This is a genomic window from Roseobacter sinensis, assembly GCF_025755255.1.
In the GTDB taxonomy this organism is placed as follows: Bacteria; Pseudomonadota; Alphaproteobacteria; order Rhodobacterales; family Rhodobacteraceae; genus Roseobacter; species Roseobacter sinensis.
Genome location: NZ_JALIEB010000013.1, coordinates 83,065 through 98,199, shown reverse-complemented (window position 1 = coordinate 98,199; position 15,135 = coordinate 83,065). Strand labels below are relative to the sequence as shown.

Below are 15,135 nucleotides of genomic sequence, written 5' to 3'. Positions count from 1 at the left end.
TCACTTCACTTCAAACGAGAAGACACCGTTCATCGGGTGCCCATCAACACCAAGCCCGCGCCATTCAATGTGATACATGCCCGGCCCCATGGGCGTGAGAGGAAGCGAGAATTCTTTGACAAAACCGGATTGGGTGCCGAGGTCCAGAGCCTCGGTGTGCGTCTCAGCATGGGTCATTTCGACTTTCGTCAATCGCATCCCATCGTTGAAGCGCAATCCAATCGTCTCTGGTACGGCGTCAAGAATGGCTCCGTCTGCAGGCGTCATGCTTTCCTTTTCAGAATGGGCGAGGGCTTGCGCGCTGGTCAGCGCCAAAAGAATTGTCAGTGCGACTCTGTATATCACGGATCGTCCTTCGTCGGTTTCTTCAGTCAGTTTATACCATTCGCGCGTTGCAACTCACGCACGTAGGCCACGATCATTTTCACATCGCCATCGGTGACACCTTCGACCGGCGGCATGTTCCCAAAGCGCCAATGATGCGCACGGACACCATTCTTGGCCGCCAGAAGGAAGGCGGCATCCCCATGGTGGCTGGGTTCGTAGATTTTATGCACAAGAGGGGGCGCCACACCGTCCTGCCCGGCCGCATTTGCGCCGTGACAGGCTGCACATTTCGCATCGTAGGCCAGTTTGCCGACCTCCGCGTTGGCCGACAGCGCTTCCGGCAAGGCGACATCGACCATGGGTCCGTTGGCGCGAGACGCGTCGTCCGTGGTCGTTGCCACGTCATCGTCAGTTGGTCCTGTCCACCAGAAGCCAATGCCAAGAACCACCGCAAGGGCGACGGATAAGATCGTGTAACGCCCCATCAGATCAATTTGACCTGCGTTCCGACCGGTGTCCGATTGTAAACCTCAATGATATGTTCGTTGTAGAGGCCGATGCAGCCGCTCGACGAACGACGACCAATCTTGCGCGTATCGTGTGTCCCGTGAATGCGATAATATTGCCAGGTCAAATGCAGCGACCGCACCCCGAGCGGATTGTCCGGACCTGGCGACATATAGGCCGGCAAGGACGGATCGCGCTCGCGCATGGATGGCGTGGGCGTCCAATCCGGCTCAGGATCTTTGAAAACGATCTCTGTATAGCCCCGCCGCGTCAGCTCATCCGTCATTGGAACCGATGTCGGATAAAGAAACATTTCACCGTCGGCTGTCCATTGCTGAAGCGCCCGGGAATTGGTGTCCGCGATAATGATGCCTTTGCCCAGATGATCGAAGTGGTCTTGCCAATCGTGGGTTCTGAAGCTCGAAGCGTTGCGCCGAACCGGTGCGCGTGTTTCTGCGCGCAGCACCGAAGGCGCAAACAGGAGCGCCGCGCCGACGCCGCCGACAAAATGACGACGCGACCAAAAGGATCGATTTCTTGCCTGCATGGCTCTGCCTCGTTTCCATGTCGAACACTTTGTTTTCTATCGAAGATCAGTGAGCGACGGAACGCAGGAAGGCCCGGAATTTTGTAAGGTTATGTATCAACCCGCCGGTTGGACGGTGGCGCTACACTTTTTTGGTCCGAGCCGAAAATCCGGTTTCGGCGCGCGCTTCGGGATACTCGGGCGAGGGTGTCATCGCGGATTGATGCGCAGTCACGGGCAAAACAATGCGCGCACGGAGTCCACCCTCCGCGCGGTTCGACAGGGAGATCGTGCCACCGTGTTGCAAAACGATGCTGCGGGCGATTGAAAGGCCCAGCCCATGGCCGCCGGTTTCGCGGGAGCGCGATCCCTCAAGGCGCAGGAAGGGCTGGAAGACATCGCGCAACCGGTCATCGGGGATCCCCGGCCCATCGTCCTCGACCAAAATCTCGATGCTCTCGTCAGAGACGCCCCAGGTCAGGGTCGGGTTGCGCCCGTAGCGCCCCGCATTGTCGATGAGATTGCGCAAAGCACGACGCAGTGCCTTGGGCTTGATCTGCACCGTTGCCTCGGGTCCCGGGCGCACGTCCAACGCACCGTGGGTTGCGTCCCGAATGTCGGTCAGGAACGCGCCAATCTCGGTCCGTTGCAGGGCCTCGTCCTGTCCCACACCGCGCGCATAGGCCAGCGTTGCTTCCACCATATCCTGCATCTCGTCGAGAGAGGCCGTGATGCCGGTCTTGGTCTCCGCATCCTCCACCATCTCGGCATGAACCCTGAGCGCGGTGAGTGGCGATCTCAAGTCATGAGCCAGGGCGGCCAGCATTTGCGTCCTGTCCGTGACAAAGCGAGCCAGGCGCGTCTGCATGTCATTGAAGGCTGTCGTCAGGTTCCGCACTTCATTTGGGCCGACCGGCGAGAGGGGTCCCTGCCCGCCACCGCGCCCGAACTCCTCGGCTGCCGCGGCGAGATCATTCAGGGGCCGCGTTAGGCGCGTCAGAAGAAACCAGAAGATCGCCAGCAGCAAAACGGCTGCCGTCAACACGAAAGACAGCGTGGAGGCCCAGGACCATTGTATGGGCGGCCGCTCGAACCGGGTGGCGACGTTCAGCCATTGGCCTCCGGCAATGGCGATCGAGACCTCCATCTCGAGGGCCGCCAGGGTGCCCTGCATCATCTCGGCGTGCATTTCCGCCATTTCCGGAGAGAGGTTCGGCAGCGGCAACAGCCCCTGTTCAATCTCATGCACTTCGACCCGGATATCGCGGGTGTAGCCATCGTTCAAAAGCGCCCGCACCCGCGCTTCGATCGCTCCGTTCTCATCATGGTGGGTATGCGTTACGGCAGGCGTGTCGCCGAGATCGAAGCGTACAAGGGGCGAGTTTGCCGCGGCCACGATATCCTCATGCAACGTCGGCGGTGCCTCCTCGATCAGGCGGGCGACGTTTGCCGCGCGTCCAGCTGCCTCGCTGCCGATGGCCGCCTGCACGGCAAGCGACCGTTCATCGACAAAAAGCCACAGACCCACGACCTGCGCCACGAACAGGACCACCACCACCAAAAGGGCGATCTGTGAGCGGAATCCCATCCGCATCAAGCCTCGACCTCCACATCACAGTTCAGGCAATATCCACCATTGCGCACCGTCGATATGATCCGGGGGCGAAGCACATCGGGTTCGATTTTCCGGCGCAGGCGCGAAACCTGATTGTCGATCGTACGGTCAAATGGTCCGGCGACTCGGCCGGCGCTCAATTCCAGAAGCTCATCCCGGCCGATCACCGCCCGGGGACGCTCCAATAACACCGTCAGCAACTTTGCTTCGGCCGTGGTCAGTGTATTGACCGTGCCATCGGGGCAAATGACATGGCTGGCGTCGTGATCGAATGTGATCCCGGCAAATACGGCCCGCTTGCCCGCAAATGTTCCGCCATGGGGTGCGTATCCGTCTCCCGCGCGGCGCAGTATCGCGTTGATCCGGGCCAGAAGCTCGCGCGGATTGAAGGGCTTAGACAGGTAGTCATCGGCACCGGTGTCGAGCCCCTTGATCCGAGCGTCATCGTCGCCGAGCGCCGTCAGCATGAGAATCGGGGTTTTCTGCTGCTCCCGGCGCAGCCGTGCGCAGGCCGCGAGCCCGTCCTCTCCCGGCATCATGATATCGAGCACGATCAGATCGAATTTGTCCTCGCTCAATCGTGCATTCATCTCGCCCGCACTTTTGGCTCCCGTCGCGCGCAGCCCGTTTTTCTCCAGGTAGCGCGTCACGGAGTGCCGGATCTCGGCATGATCATCGACGACCAGAATATGCGCCGATGCCGCCATCAGCGATCGGGTCCCACACATCGGCACGTCTGGCCGATCGGCCCACTGTTTAATAGACTGAGTTCCATAACAGCCAGAATAGACTGTTCTTTCGGGAAAGACCCGCACCTCGTTTGTCGCAATATGTATCAATAGACCTGACATGTCTTGACCCTCCAGCTGCTGGAAGCCCCATCTGACGGGGCATGACAGGCGCAAGACCAGACATATCGGGGCAACATCCCGCCCAATCAGTGCACCGGACCATGGCGGCGCCCGCTTGGATCGGATTTGCGCTTTTTGTGGTCACAATGCCCGCCCACCTCCTCCTGGAACAGGCAGACTCGCTTGCCTTGGCAGCGGTCACACTGGCCCTGATTGGCGGGGCCTATATCGGGTTCGGTGCCGCCGATGGCCGTCGCTCCGTGTTCTGGTCTGAGCTGGCGGTTGCTCTCGTCTTTGGGGCGGCGGCCGTAGCGGGTCTCCTTTGGCATTGGGCAGCCTTGCCTCTGGGTCTCGCGCTCCATGCGCTATGGGATCTTGCCCATCACAATGCGGTCCGCCTTGCCCGGGTCCCACACTGGTACATCCCGTTTTGCGTCGTCTTTTACCTGATGGCGGCAGCCTTTCTTGTGCTGCTTTATACGAGGTAGGCCATGGTGCGTGTCGTTGTTCTTGTCCTTCTGGGGCTCTTACTTCTCGTCCTGGCGCGTCCGGACCTTGTGGGGCTCGATGCCGATCTGCCGGAGCGCGACGACCTGCGGCGCTGGATCGAGGCGGCTGGTCTTCTTGGTCCGCTTCTGGTCGTGGCGCTGATGACGCTGGCGATCGTGGCCAGTCCCCTGCCCTCGGCGCCGATCGCGCTGGCTGCCGGGGCCGCCTATGGTCACACCTACGGAACACTGCTCGTCGTGCTCGGCGCGCTTACCGCGTTTCTGCTCGCGCGCGGGCTGGGGCGCCCTTTCGTGGAACGCCATGTCGGCGAGACGATCGGACGTGGACTTCTGGGGTCACAGAATACACTGACGTTTCTGGTCTTCGGAAGCCGACTTCTGCCGTTCCTGTCCTTCGACATGGTCAGCTACGCTGCAGGATTGAGCGTCTTGCACCTTTGGCGGTTTGCCCTGGCGACACTCGCGGGGATCATTCCGGCCAGCTTCTTGCTCGCCCGTCTCGGCAGCGAAGCCATGAATGGGGACGTGCAAACTGCCACCTGGACGGCGCTGGCGCTTGGAGCATTTACCGCCCTTTCCGTCCTCTTTGCGGTCTGGCGCGACCGCCGCACGCCGAAGAAGGAGATCTGACATGGCCACTCATTCACATGCGGGACATATGCCGTCGTCGGGAGAAGCTCTGGTCATATCTGCCTGGCTGACCGGCATCTACTTCGTGATCGAACTGGCCGTCGGGCTCTGGACCGGCTCGATCGCGGTGCTGTCAGATGCGTTTCACACGTTGTCCGCCGTCGGGGGCGTGCTCGTCGCCATCATCGCGCAGCGGATCGCGCGCCGCCCGGCGGATATGGCGCGCAGTTACGGGTGGTATCGCGCAGAGATCATTGGCGCGCTGGTGAATGGCGGCTTTCTTCTCGGCATGGCGCTTCTGGTGATCTGGATGGGGGCGATGCGACTGGGAAATCCGATCCATCTGCCCACGGGACCGATGCTCTGGGTGGCCTTCGGTGGCTTGGTCACCGAGGTGATCTCGCTCGGCCTGATGTGGAAATCCAGCCAGGATGATCTGAACGCCCGCGGGGCCCTCTGGCACATCATCCAGACCTTCGTCGGCAGCCTGCTGATCATCGTGACCGCGCTTGTCATCGAGTTCACTGGATTTCTGGCGATCGACCCGATCCTTGGTATGGCCTTCGGGGTCGTGCTCCTCTGGGCCTCGATCGGAGTTATCCGCGAGGCAGTGCATATTCTGTTGGAAGGCACCCCGGCGGATACTGATCTCTCGGCCGTGACCGCTGATCTGCGCGCGCAGGACGGCGTTCTCGATGTCCACCATGTCCACGCCTGGACCCTGACCAGCGGCAAGCATGCCTTCTCGGCCCATCTGCGCCATGCAGAACCTGCCGATGCCGCGCGCATCCTTGAGACCGCCTATATGCACCTGACCAAGCATCACCGGTTTCACATGGTGACCCTGCAGCTTGAAACCGATTGCCTCGACGAGCGCCACGCGGACGATTTGGACGTCACGCAATCGATAGGGCCGCAGGCAGAGCTTCATGCACCACCCGTGCACCGCGATCACCTCGACAGTGCCGCTCCGGATGCTAATCTCGAACACAATTCAAAAGGAAACGACATATGAAACGACGTAGCTTTCTGCTGACCGGCGCTGCCGCCACAATCGCGCTTTCGGCCACGGCCGATGCCGGGCCCATCATCAAGGTTGTCAAAACCGCGACCTGCGGATGCTGCACGGCCTGGGTCGATCATGTCCGGCAGGCCGGGTTTCAGGTCGAGGCCCAGGATGTCGATCAGGACGCCCTCTATGCGCTGAAAAATGGGCTTCAGATCGCGCCGGAACTGGCCGGGTGCCACACCGCCGTGGTGGGCGATTACTTCATTGAGGGCCATGTGCCGGCAGAAGACATCGCCCGGCTTCTCTCAGAGCAACCGGCGGCGCGCGGGCTGAGCGTGCCGGGTATGCCGATGAGTTCCCCTGGCATGGGCGGTCCCGGTGCCGGCGATACGTTTGATACGCTGCTTGTCGGGCCCGATGGCGCGACATCGGTCTTTGCCAGTCACAGCTAGGCCAATCGGTAGGTTCCGCGGGATGGGTTGTTGACCCGACCCGCTTCGACAAGCGCCCGCAGCGCACGGTAGGTCGCCTCATGCGTCAGCTGGAGGCGCGCGGCAAAGTCGACGACGGTGCCCTCCAGAAGACCCGCGACGATCCCCGCCATCACCCGATCCTCGGCGCGTCGGATGCCGACAATTTCCATGATCTGCCGGTGCGCCTGAACCTGTTGGGCCGCCTGGCGTCCATAGGTCCGCGCAAAGTCCGGGTTCGCAAAGCCGGCGAGAACCGCGGATTTGTCGATCCGGATCAACGCACCTGCATCCATCACGATGGCATCGCAATGATAGCGCTCCGAAAAGACCGAGGCTTCGGCAAAGCTGGTCCCGGATGTCGCCCGGTGAATGATGAGCCGCTCGCCATTCGGACCAACCCGCTCGAGATGCACGCGCCCGGTCTTCAGCACATAGAGGCCAAGGGTCCTTGCACCCTGTCGAAAGAGCACGTCGCCAGTCGCAATGGTTTGCGACTGACGCGCAGTTGTCGGGAGAAGGTCGTAGGGCTCTGGCAGCATATGATTGAAATCATATTCCAGAGCAGGCCTGCGTGCTACGAAAAACGGGTATCGTGCCGTTCAAAAGGATCCCCCCATGCGCCTTGTTGCTCTCCTGCTTGCCCTGTCATTGTCTGGACCCGTCGCGGCCCAGCACAGCCATTCCGCAACCGGGCATGCGATGCCGGGTCCGCAGGAAACCGGGCAATCGGCCTTTGCCGCCATGGCCGAGATCGTGGCGCTCCTGCGCGCCGATCCGGACACCGATTGGGCAAATGTCGATATCGCGGCTCTGAGGCGACATCTCGTGGACATGGAGCTTGTGACGATGGAGGCCGAGGTTACCCGCAGTGTGCGGCCCGCCGGTATCCGGTTCGAAATCCGCGGAGCACCGCGCGTTCTCGAAGCCATTCGCACCATGGTGCCTGCCCATGCGCCGTTCCTTGCATCCGAGACGGGTTGGGAGGTCACGACAGAGGATCTCGGGGATGGTGTTGCCCTCCTCGTCGATGGCGATTCCGACCAGATACAGGGTCTTGGGTTCTTCGGGCTGATGACCATCGGCGCGCATCACCAGGAGCATCACCTCATGATGGCAAAAGGCGAACCGCCCCACCATTGAGCTGAAGATCCGCCACAGTTTCCCTCCGCCAGCCCCCGGGTTGCAGACAAAACATTACAAAACCCGCGTTGACGTTCCGGGGCGGGAAGGTTGCACACTCGCTGTGCTATGGATGCCACCGACGACACTGAACGCAGGGATTTCCTATATTATGCCACTGCTGGCGCGGGCGTCGTCGCCTCCGGTGCGGCGCTCTGGCCGCTGATCAATCAGATGAACCCTTCGGCGGATGTGCGCGCCCTGGCGACAATCTCGGTGGATATCTCCGGGCTCGCAGAAGGCACGCAACTGACCGTCAATTGGCGCGGAAAACCCGTCTTCATCCGCCACCGGACGCAAGCGGAGTTGGCCCAAGCGCGTGAACAGGCGGTCTCCGCGTTGCCAGACACCGATGCGCGCAATCCCAACCTTCCTGGCGAGGCCGCAGCGCGGGATGAGAACCGCGCCATTCCGGGCCATGACGCCTATCTGGTGATGATCGGTGTCTGCACGCATTTGGGATGTGTCCCGCTTGGCGATGGCGCGGGCGATTTTGGAGGATGGTTCTGTCCCTGCCACGGGTCGCACTACGATACCGCGGGTCGTATTCGCAAAGGGCCTGCGCCGGAGAACCTGCACATTCCACCTCTGGCCTTGTCCGACAACATGGTGCTGACGCTCGGGTAACGCACTTCAATGGCTGACCGTACACTTACCGCCTGAATTCAGAGCATAATTCAAATGGTTGCCGATAAGCTTAGTCAGCAATGCACCACATACGATATCGCCCGTGCCCAGTCACCTCGCGGATCAAACCGCTTTCTTCCATCCACGCCAGATTTCGCTGAACAGCGGAGCGACTCGCTCTGGTCATGGCCTCAGCCATTGGGGCGGAGACCAGAGGCCACTCCGTAAGAACCTTTCGCAAGGCGGCTGGCGTCCGACCAGATAGTTGCTCCATGACGTTTTCTGCCCGCCCGTTCCACGCTTCAATATCATCAAGCGTTCGCATCGCCGCCAGAATTGCGCTGTTCATCCCATCCAACCAGCGTACCAAGCGTTCGGCTGGCAAACCCGACACACGCAGCCCCCCTGCCCCGCCCATGGCGAGCGGCGCGAAGATGACGCCGCTTCCATCGCTGGCCGCGAACCTGGACGCGGTGACGGCGGCTTCTATCTGATGGCTGTGCTGTCCGAGGCCGGCCAGGCTCCAGAGATGAAAGCCCATGCAAGCCCGCGTGATTGGGTGGAGTTGGATTGCTGCCGCCATTACGTCCAACCATCCGCCCGCGCGATCTTCGAAACGCTCAGCGCTGCCTTCAATGTTCTCGGGATCCCGGCGATCCAAGAAGGCGGCCAAGTCAGCCTTCGGTCCGGGACCGCCTGTCAGGCGCCGAACAGCCCATCCAACTCTTGCTAGGGCATTTGGGTCATCCTGTGCACCTGATAGCCGCATCGATATCCAGAGCGCCAGACGATCAGAACTCACCCTATCCCCTGCGACCCAGCTGAGGTTCGCTGCCTCGATCAAAGCGAGGCGATGCCGCCAGCCTTTGGGGCCGCGCAGCAGCCGGTCATCCAGAGCACCCAGACGTCCGGCAACCCGTGCCAGTCGCGCAGCGTGAACGCTTTCTGCCTTTGCCCAGTCTTCGATGACCGCAGTGTCGGGCGGTTCTGCCCGTGGCCCAGGAGGCAAATCATCTGGTTCTTCATCGAGTGGTCCCGGCAGAAACCAGAGATCCTCTTCGTGAGCTTCTTCATCCTCCTCGGTGGTGATGAGGGGGTCATCGAAATCATCAGTCAAAGCGGATGCTTGGGGCTTCATATGTGCAAAATACTGTTCTTTTGCACATTACCCAAGTGATTTTGTGGCGGCTGCCTTTACTCTTTATATAGTATGCGCACGCGACTGCAGGTGGAACCTCTCAGATCGCCCACAGCGCAAGGAAACCAAGGGTTTTTAGACGAGTGCGACGAGAGAGCACCTACTTGCATTCGTTTACAAACGGTCGTTTATTGGCGGTATATGAAACTGCAAACGGCCTGTTTTGATGCCGCCGATAGGTTATGCCCGCGTATCAACCGAGGATCAGACCCCCCTGCCCCAGTCAGAGGCTCTGAAGACTGCAGGTTGCGTCGAGATATTTGAGGAGCAAGCCTCGGGCGGCAATCGTGCGCGGCCGGTGCTTGCGCGGGTGTTGGAACGCATCGGCAAGGGCGACACGCTCGTTGTCGTGCGGATCGACCGCCTGGCGCGGTCGTTGTCGCATCTGCTGGAGGTGATCGAGCGGCTCGAGGCCAAGGGTGCGTTCTTCCGTTCTATTCAGGACCCGATCGACACCGGATCCCCGCAAGGCAAGTTCACGCTGCAGGTTCTGGGCGCTGCGGCCGAGTTCGAGCGCGCCCTGATCCGGGAACGCACGAAGGCCGGCCTCGCCAGTGCCCGAACAAAAGGCCGCGTGGGCGGAAACCCTGGGCTCCGGGCCAAAGACCCAGCCGCTCTTCGCAAGGTCCGGCTGGCCCGACAGGACGGCTACATGGAGCGGTTGAACCAGACGGCGCAGGACTGGGTGCCCCACGTGCGCCGCTTGCGCCCCGATATGGCTTGGGAGGACGTGCTGCGCGTCGTTAACGGCCCCCTGCCCCACGACCGACACTGGACGCAAAGCCGCCTGCTGCGCGCCGTCAACGTCTATGTCCGGGACGGCTTCCTGCCTGCCGAGGTGCTAACCCGCGCCGGGCGCCGCGAAACGGACGACCGCCTGCCCGCAATCGTCGCGGCCATCAAGGGCGCGGATCCCGACATCACGCTTCAGGCGATCTGCAGCCGCCTGGAGGCGATGCGCGAACGCACGCCCCGTGGGAGGACAAGCTGGCAGCCGTCTTCGGTGAAGATGCTGCTGGAACGGGCTGAAAGGTTGGGTCTGCTGGATTGAATTCAGCGGCCTCGGCTCTTGTGCCTGCTGCGATCAGCTACACTAAATCTAGAAAGAGCTTGCGCGAATCTCATCGCTCGGGCAATAGTCTCGAAAAATACCGCGCAATCACATAAAAAACGCGCCCACGGATCGAGGCATACATGAGCGAAGCTGAGCAGGACCTAGACATTGCCATCGGGCAGTACGCAGAGCTTCTCGCGTCGAACCTTCATGCGCAACGTGCCGCCCACTTTCCCCCAGACGCCAAAAAGGTCATGCGCACCTTGACCAGCGGTGAAGCCGCAGAGTTGCTTGGCGTTGATCATACCTACCTTCGCAAGCTTCATCGAGAAGGAAAGATCGCTGACGTCGAAACCACCGCTGGCAGCCACAGGCGATATACCCTCGATGATATCTGGGAGATTCGCCATGCCCTTGAGAAAAACGCGAAGAAGCCTGGAACCTACGTTCCGGGTCGCCGTGCCGGTGACGAGCTTCAAATCGTCTCTGTTGTGAACTTCAAGGGCGGAAGCGGAAAAACGACAACATCGGCTCACCTTGCACAGCGCTTGGCTCTCAAGGGATATCGTGTCCTTGCGATCGATCTGGATCCGCAGGCATCTCTCTCTGCGCTGCATGGTATCCAGCCCGAGCTGGACCTGATGGAGGGTGGCACACTGTATGACGCGGTTCGCTACGATGAACCGGTCCCGATCTCAGATGTGATCCGCAAGACCTACATCCGCGGTCTTGATCTTATTCCGGGCAACCTCGAACTCATGGAATTCGAGCACGAAACACCCGCCGCCATCCAGCGCGGTGGCGCCCGCGCCTTCTTCGCCCGTGTACGTGACGCGCTCGACAGTGTCGAAGCGGACTATGATGTCGTTGTCATCGACTGCCCGCCGCAACTTGGCTTCCTTACCATGTCCGCCCTCTCCGCATCCTCTGGGGTGCTTGTAACCGTTCACCCGCAGATGCTCGATCTGATGTCCATGTCGCAGTTCCTGCGCATGACCGCCGATCTGCTTGGCGTCATCCGAGATGCCGGCGCAAACCTCCGCTTCGACTGGCTGCGTTTTTTGCCAACCCGATACAAGGTGGGCGACGCCCCACAGACCGAGGTGATTGCCTTCATCCGGGGTCTGTTCGGCAGGTCAGTCCTGACCAACCACATGGTCGAGTCGACGGCTATCTCTGATGCAGGGCTGACGAAGCAGACGCTCTACGAGGCTGACAAGAAGGACTTCACGCGCCAGACTTTTGATCGCGCGATCGAGTCCATGAACGCCGTAAACGACGAGATCGCTGCGATCATCCAGAACACGTGGGGACGCAATGGCAAGAAAGCCTAAATTGGGTCTGCCCCTGCAGACACTTCGCAATGCTCCCGACGCTCTTGAGGGGCGCCGGCTACGCGGTGGTGTGTTTGAAATTGATCCTGGCCATATCGAGACAGCTGGACGGCTAGACGACCGTCTGCAAATTGAGATCGAGGGTCTCAAGGCGTCGATCTCTAAAAATGGCCAGCGAGTTCCGATTCTTGTCCGTCCGCTTGAAGATGACCGATACAGCCTGATCTATGGCCGTCGTCGGCTGGAAGCTTGCAGAGAACTTGGCATCAAGGTCCGCGCCATCGTCACCGAGATGGAGGGTGATCAGGCCCTTCGCGATCAGCTTTTGGAGAACCAGGAGCGGCGTGATCTAAGCTTCATTGAACGTGCGCTCGTGGCCTCCGCCTTGCTCGAAGGTGATCATCTGAGCCCTTCTGAACGGACCAACAAAGGTGTCGCCGAGGTTCTCAATCTGACCGAGGCCGGGGTGTCTCAGTTGTTGAGCGTGGTCCGTACCGTTGGAGAAGAACTGGTACTGGCCATCGGTGCCGCGCCAGGTATCGGGCGGCCACGATGGGAAGAGCTGAAGAAGCTGATCGGAACTTCAGAGGCTGATCGCGAACTGCTCGCTGCCTTGGCCAGTGAGGCAAAGAGCGCATTCCCTGGCGGCATTGATGAGAAGTCCGATCAGGCATTTTTGGCGGCCCTTTCCGCAGCCGGAAAGCCCGATAACTCCGAATCCGCACCTCGCCCGCGTGGGCGACCCGCCACGGTCATTCCGGGCGTTGGGGCGGCGACAGTTACGACTGGACGTCGTGGCAAACAACTCAAACTCGAGCTGAAGGCCGAGGACAGCGATTTTGTCAGCTGGTTGGAAGGCAATGCCCCACAGCTGCTTACCGAGCTTCACGAGCGCTGGAAGCGTTCGGAAGACTGAGGAAGAGCAACAAACAAAAAGGAGGCACGATACAGGCAAAAAAGAAAAAGGCCCCGAGAAGCTAACTTCACGAGACCTTTCTTAGGTTTCGCACGGGACCAGCCCGCTACAAAACTTCAGTTTTCGCACCTCTGAATGTAGCGTTCTGGCCCCTATCCCGCAAGCGCAAAGCGATTCGCGGGCCCAGTAAAATTTTGCCTTCGTGAATGACATCATGGAGTACACACCGATTTCACCGTTTATGCGGTCGATCTCGCACGCTCATCTGCGTGTGGTCGAGCGGCCCGAGGCGTCTGTTCCGGGCAAGCCCGTCAACAAGTGGGAGCTCCTCCGCGAGCTGTCCAAGGCCCAGGCCGCCTTTGGGATTTCCGAGCGCGATCTGACCGTTCTTCAGGGGCTTCTCAGCTTCTTTCCAGACGACAAGCTTGGCGGGAACGCTGAAATGGTCGTCTTCCCGTCCAACAAGGCCATTTGCGAGCGGCTGAACGGTATGCCCTGCTCGACGATGCGGCGCCACCTCGCGCGTTTGGTAGAAGCTGGCTTGCTTGTGCGGCGCGACAGCCCCAACGGCAAACGTTACGTCCGCAAGCATGGCGAAGAACGCGTGGCCTTCGGCTTCGATCTCTCCCCGCTTTACTGCCGGGCAGAAGAGGTCGCGCGAGCCGCAGAGGCCGTGCGTGAGGCTGAGGAGCGTGTCAGGCGTCTGAGAGAGGTTGTGAGCCTCATGCGGCGCGATCTCGCAGCCTTGGCGGAGTTTGGTGAAGAAGTTCAGCCTGGGCTTGGGCTCTGGGATCAGCTTCGCGATACGGCCGTCCTCACGGCCCGGGCCCTTCGCCGCAAGCTTCCACTCGAGGATCTCGCAGCCCGTCGCGCGAACCTAGAAGCTCTTCTTGACCAGGCACGCGACGCTATTGATGGCCCTGAAACAGAAGAAATGAACACCAGTGATGCCCGTTTCGAGCGTCACCATCATAATTCAAATAAAGAATCTATAGATCTTGAACCTGCCTTAGAAAAAGGCGGGGCGGCGGCCGATGTTCCAGAGAAGGATAACGATGAGCCTTTGGCTGACGTTGAAGGGCCGGACACACAGCGGGTGCCCAGGATCCCACTTCATCTGGTGATTGCGGCCTGTCCTTCGCTCAAAACTTTCTACCAAGGGGATGTTCGGCACTGGCACCAACTTTTCGACGCTGCCTGCCATGTGCGGCCAGCAATGGGCATCAGTGCGTCCGCCTGGGAAGAAGCGCAGCGGTTCATGGGGCCCGAGCAGGCGTCGATCGTTGTCGTTGCCATGCTGGAACGCTTTGCCGACATCAGATCGCCGGGTGGATATCTCCGCGCGCTGACATCGAAGGCAGCGGCGGGCGAGTTCTCCTGCGGGCCGATGGTCATGGCGCTGATCGGCCGACGGAGCGCGGCTTAACAGCTGTTAAGTGTCCGGTGAAAGTGGGCCGCTCTGATGTGACTTAACAGCTGTTAAGTCTGGTCTGACCGCCAAGTACTTTTTAGCAGATCAAGGACTGGAGGTTTTTTGGACACCGGTGAGACAGATTGGGAAAATGGGTGTCGGCGGCTGTCGTGGAGAACATCTGATGATCAAGGCGGCTCAGAAAGCCACCCTGTTCCAATCGTGGGACAACCCCTTTGACAAGCGTGTGCAGAGCCAGCCCAACGTCTGGCGCATCAAAGTCGGAACATCGCTGGAAGGATGGTCTGGAGATATCGTAAACTGGGGTCCACTGCAGGGCTTGAGCGCGCGGAATACCGCGGCTGCGCCTTCGGTTCACCACAGCAGGTCGAGCATCGCATTAAATAAACCTCTGCAGTCCCTGCCCTACTAGGTCTTGATGCTGAGGATGAGGTGACGCTGGATCAACTCATAGCCTTCACCGCCAATCCGGATATTGGGAGCAAGTTCATTTCTGTGATGCAGTCAGGTTAGACTCATAAGGTGCCCTACATAAACCGACCGAACCACGGTACGCGGTTCCAATCTGAACCAGGGCTTAAGCTTGTTGAATACCTCGATCAATTCGCGCGAACGGCGCTGTGTCTTGTCTGAGCTCATACGCGCCGCCCGTTGCAGTGCGTCCTGACAACGCCCAACTGTCATAGCGATCCGCGGACACGTGCGCAGCGGTGTCGTGATTTTGCTTGGTTCGAACTGGCCGGCCTATGCGAAGTTCTTGATGTGCCTGAGGACGCAAGCCTCGCAAAATCCATGATATCATATAAGCCATTGATAATAATAAGAAACAAACGAATGTATTGGCTACATTCACCGATATTACTTGCCGATCCGGGGGGGCGATCCGGACTTGCTGGATAGGATCGCAGTTATTGGCGGATATGTCGGGGTTTCCGGTCTGTTTCTGCT

17 protein-coding genes are annotated in these 15,135 nt (G+C 60.2%); 10 read left to right on the top strand and 7 right to left on the bottom strand.

The window, feature by feature from the left end; translation table 11 throughout:
- From MUB52_RS17800 to MUB52_RS17780, 5 genes are all read right to left on the bottom strand, one after another.
- Entirely contained in the window at positions 1 to 345 is a 345-nt protein-coding gene (locus tag MUB52_RS17800) for a copper resistance CopC family protein (RefSeq protein WP_220800838.1), read from the bottom strand.
- Between the two features lie 26 nt (positions 346 to 371).
- A complete protein-coding gene (locus MUB52_RS17795) occupies positions 372 to 686 on the bottom strand; it encodes a c-type cytochrome (RefSeq protein ID WP_259650590.1) in 315 nt (104 codons plus the stop codon).
- Between the two features lie 125 nt (positions 687 to 811).
- Complete coding sequence (locus MUB52_RS17790; RefSeq protein ID WP_220800836.1) at positions 812 to 1,381, bottom strand: L,D-transpeptidase; 570 nt, start codon at positions 1,379 to 1,381, stop codon at positions 812 to 814.
- A gap of 121 nt (positions 1,382 to 1,502) precedes the next feature.
- Positions 1,503 to 2,948, bottom strand: a complete 1,446-nt coding sequence (locus MUB52_RS17785; protein WP_259650579.1) for an ATP-binding protein — start codon at positions 2,946 to 2,948, stop codon at positions 1,503 to 1,505.
- 5 nt (positions 2,949 to 2,953) lie between these two features.
- Positions 2,954 to 3,682 (bottom strand): response regulator, encoded by a 729-nt coding sequence (locus tag MUB52_RS17780; RefSeq protein WP_220800835.1) that lies wholly within the window; start codon positions 3,680 to 3,682, stop codon positions 2,954 to 2,956.
- 185 nt (positions 3,683 to 3,867) lie between these two features.
- On the opposite strand from MUB52_RS17780, the gene MUB52_RS17775 reads away from it, so the two are divergent.
- From MUB52_RS17775 to MUB52_RS17760, 4 genes are read left to right on the top strand one after another with little or no spacing between them, the layout of a single operon-like run.
- The gene (locus MUB52_RS17775) at positions 3,868 to 4,314 is read left to right on the top strand and encodes a DUF6010 family protein (protein WP_404818249.1); all 447 of its coding nucleotides are present in this window, start codon (positions 3,868 to 3,870) and stop codon (positions 4,312 to 4,314) included.
- Between the two features lie 3 nt (positions 4,315 to 4,317).
- Complete coding sequence (locus MUB52_RS17770) at positions 4,318 to 4,965, top strand: TVP38/TMEM64 family protein (protein ID WP_220800834.1); 648 nt, start codon at positions 4,318 to 4,320, stop codon at positions 4,963 to 4,965.
- 1 nt (position 4,966) lies between these two features.
- Positions 4,967 to 5,980, top strand: a complete 1,014-nt coding sequence (locus tag MUB52_RS17765) for a cation diffusion facilitator family transporter (protein ID WP_220800833.1) — start codon at positions 4,967 to 4,969, stop codon at positions 5,978 to 5,980.
- On the top strand, positions 5,977 to 6,426 hold the full coding sequence (locus tag MUB52_RS17760; protein WP_220800832.1) for a DUF411 domain-containing protein: 450 nt from the start codon (positions 5,977 to 5,979) through the stop codon (positions 6,424 to 6,426). The genes MUB52_RS17765 and MUB52_RS17760 overlap by 4 nt, the downstream gene beginning before the upstream one ends.
- Here the strand turns inward: MUB52_RS17760 and MUB52_RS17755 are convergent.
- Positions 6,423 to 6,986 carry a Crp/Fnr family transcriptional regulator gene (locus MUB52_RS17755; RefSeq protein WP_220800831.1) on the bottom strand — a complete coding sequence of 188 codons (564 nt, stop codon included), beginning with the start codon at positions 6,984 to 6,986 and terminating at the stop codon, positions 6,423 to 6,425. The genes MUB52_RS17760 and MUB52_RS17755 overlap by 4 nt on opposite strands.
- 76 nt (positions 6,987 to 7,062) lie before the next feature.
- On the opposite strand from MUB52_RS17755, the gene MUB52_RS17750 reads away from it, so the two are divergent.
- Positions 7,063 to 7,587, top strand: a complete 525-nt coding sequence (locus MUB52_RS17750; protein WP_220800830.1) for a hypothetical protein — start codon at positions 7,063 to 7,065, stop codon at positions 7,585 to 7,587.
- A 108-nt stretch (positions 7,588 to 7,695) separates the two neighbouring features.
- The gene (petA, locus tag MUB52_RS17745; RefSeq protein WP_220800829.1) at positions 7,696 to 8,253 is read left to right on the top strand and encodes a ubiquinol-cytochrome c reductase iron-sulfur subunit; all 558 of its coding nucleotides are present in this window, start codon (positions 7,696 to 7,698) and stop codon (positions 8,251 to 8,253) included.
- A gap of 70 nt (positions 8,254 to 8,323) precedes the next feature.
- On the opposite strand, the gene MUB52_RS17740 is transcribed toward petA, so the two are convergent.
- The gene (locus MUB52_RS17740) at positions 8,324 to 9,391 is read right to left on the bottom strand and encodes a helix-turn-helix domain-containing protein (protein WP_220800828.1); all 1,068 of its coding nucleotides are present in this window, start codon (positions 9,389 to 9,391) and stop codon (positions 8,324 to 8,326) included.
- A gap of 226 nt (positions 9,392 to 9,617) precedes the next feature.
- Here MUB52_RS17740 and MUB52_RS17735 point away from each other — a divergent pair, with 226 nt between their 5' ends.
- From MUB52_RS17735 to repC, 4 genes are all read left to right on the top strand, one after another.
- Entirely contained in the window at positions 9,618 to 10,502 is an 885-nt protein-coding gene (locus MUB52_RS17735) for a recombinase family protein (RefSeq protein WP_220800827.1), read from the top strand.
- Between the two features lie 143 nt (positions 10,503 to 10,645).
- Positions 10,646 to 11,839, top strand: coding sequence for a plasmid partitioning protein RepA (repA, locus tag MUB52_RS17730; RefSeq protein ID WP_132998387.1), 1,194 nt, complete (start codon positions 10,646 to 10,648; stop codon positions 11,837 to 11,839).
- The gene (repB, locus tag MUB52_RS17725; protein WP_188479601.1) at positions 11,823 to 12,755 is read left to right on the top strand and encodes a plasmid partitioning protein RepB; all 933 of its coding nucleotides are present in this window, start codon (positions 11,823 to 11,825) and stop codon (positions 12,753 to 12,755) included. The genes repA and repB overlap by 17 nt, the downstream gene beginning before the upstream one ends.
- Before the next feature lie 214 nt (positions 12,756 to 12,969).
- Complete coding sequence (gene repC / locus MUB52_RS17720; RefSeq protein ID WP_220800826.1) at positions 12,970 to 14,181, top strand: plasmid replication protein RepC; 1,212 nt, start codon at positions 12,970 to 12,972, stop codon at positions 14,179 to 14,181.
- Positions 14,182 to 15,135: the final 954 nt, after the last annotated feature.

Coding starts and splice junctions, on each gene's coding strand:
- MUB52_RS17780 (WP_220800835.1), bottom strand. CDS start 3,682: ATGGCGGCATCGGCGCATATTCTGGTCGTCGATGATCATGCCGAGATC.
- MUB52_RS17785 (WP_259650579.1), bottom strand. CDS start 2,948: ATGGGATTCCGCTCACAGATCGCCCTTTTGGTGGTGGTGGTCCTGTTC.
- MUB52_RS17750 (WP_220800830.1), top strand. CDS start 7,063: ATGCGCCTTGTTGCTCTCCTGCTTGCCCTGTCATTGTCTGGACCCGTC.
- MUB52_RS17735 (WP_220800827.1), top strand. CDS start 9,618: ATGCCGCCGATAGGTTATGCCCGCGTATCAACCGAGGATCAGACCCCC.
- MUB52_RS17770 (WP_220800834.1), top strand. CDS start 4,318: ATGGTGCGTGTCGTTGTTCTTGTCCTTCTGGGGCTCTTACTTCTCGTC.
- MUB52_RS17775 (WP_404818249.1), top strand. CDS start 3,868: ATGACAGGCGCAAGACCAGACATATCGGGGCAACATCCCGCCCAATCA.
- MUB52_RS17795 (WP_259650590.1), bottom strand. CDS start 686: ATGGTCGATGTCGCCTTGCCGGAAGCGCTGTCGGCCAACGCGGAGGTC.
- MUB52_RS17790 (WP_220800836.1), bottom strand. CDS start 1,381: ATGCAGGCAAGAAATCGATCCTTTTGGTCGCGTCGTCATTTTGTCGGC.
- MUB52_RS17755 (WP_220800831.1), bottom strand. CDS start 6,986: ATGCTGCCAGAGCCCTACGACCTTCTCCCGACAACTGCGCGTCAGTCG.
- repB (WP_188479601.1), top strand. CDS start 11,823: ATGGCAAGAAAGCCTAAATTGGGTCTGCCCCTGCAGACACTTCGCAAT.
- petA (WP_220800829.1), top strand. CDS start 7,696: ATGGATGCCACCGACGACACTGAACGCAGGGATTTCCTATATTATGCC.
- MUB52_RS17740 (WP_220800828.1), bottom strand. CDS start 9,391: ATGAAGCCCCAAGCATCCGCTTTGACTGATGATTTCGATGACCCCCTC.
- MUB52_RS17760 (WP_220800832.1), top strand. CDS start 5,977: ATGAAACGACGTAGCTTTCTGCTGACCGGCGCTGCCGCCACAATCGCG.
- repA (WP_132998387.1), top strand. CDS start 10,646: ATGAGCGAAGCTGAGCAGGACCTAGACATTGCCATCGGGCAGTACGCA.
- repC (WP_220800826.1), top strand. CDS start 12,970: ATGGAGTACACACCGATTTCACCGTTTATGCGGTCGATCTCGCACGCT.
- MUB52_RS17765 (WP_220800833.1), top strand. CDS start 4,967: ATGGCCACTCATTCACATGCGGGACATATGCCGTCGTCGGGAGAAGCT.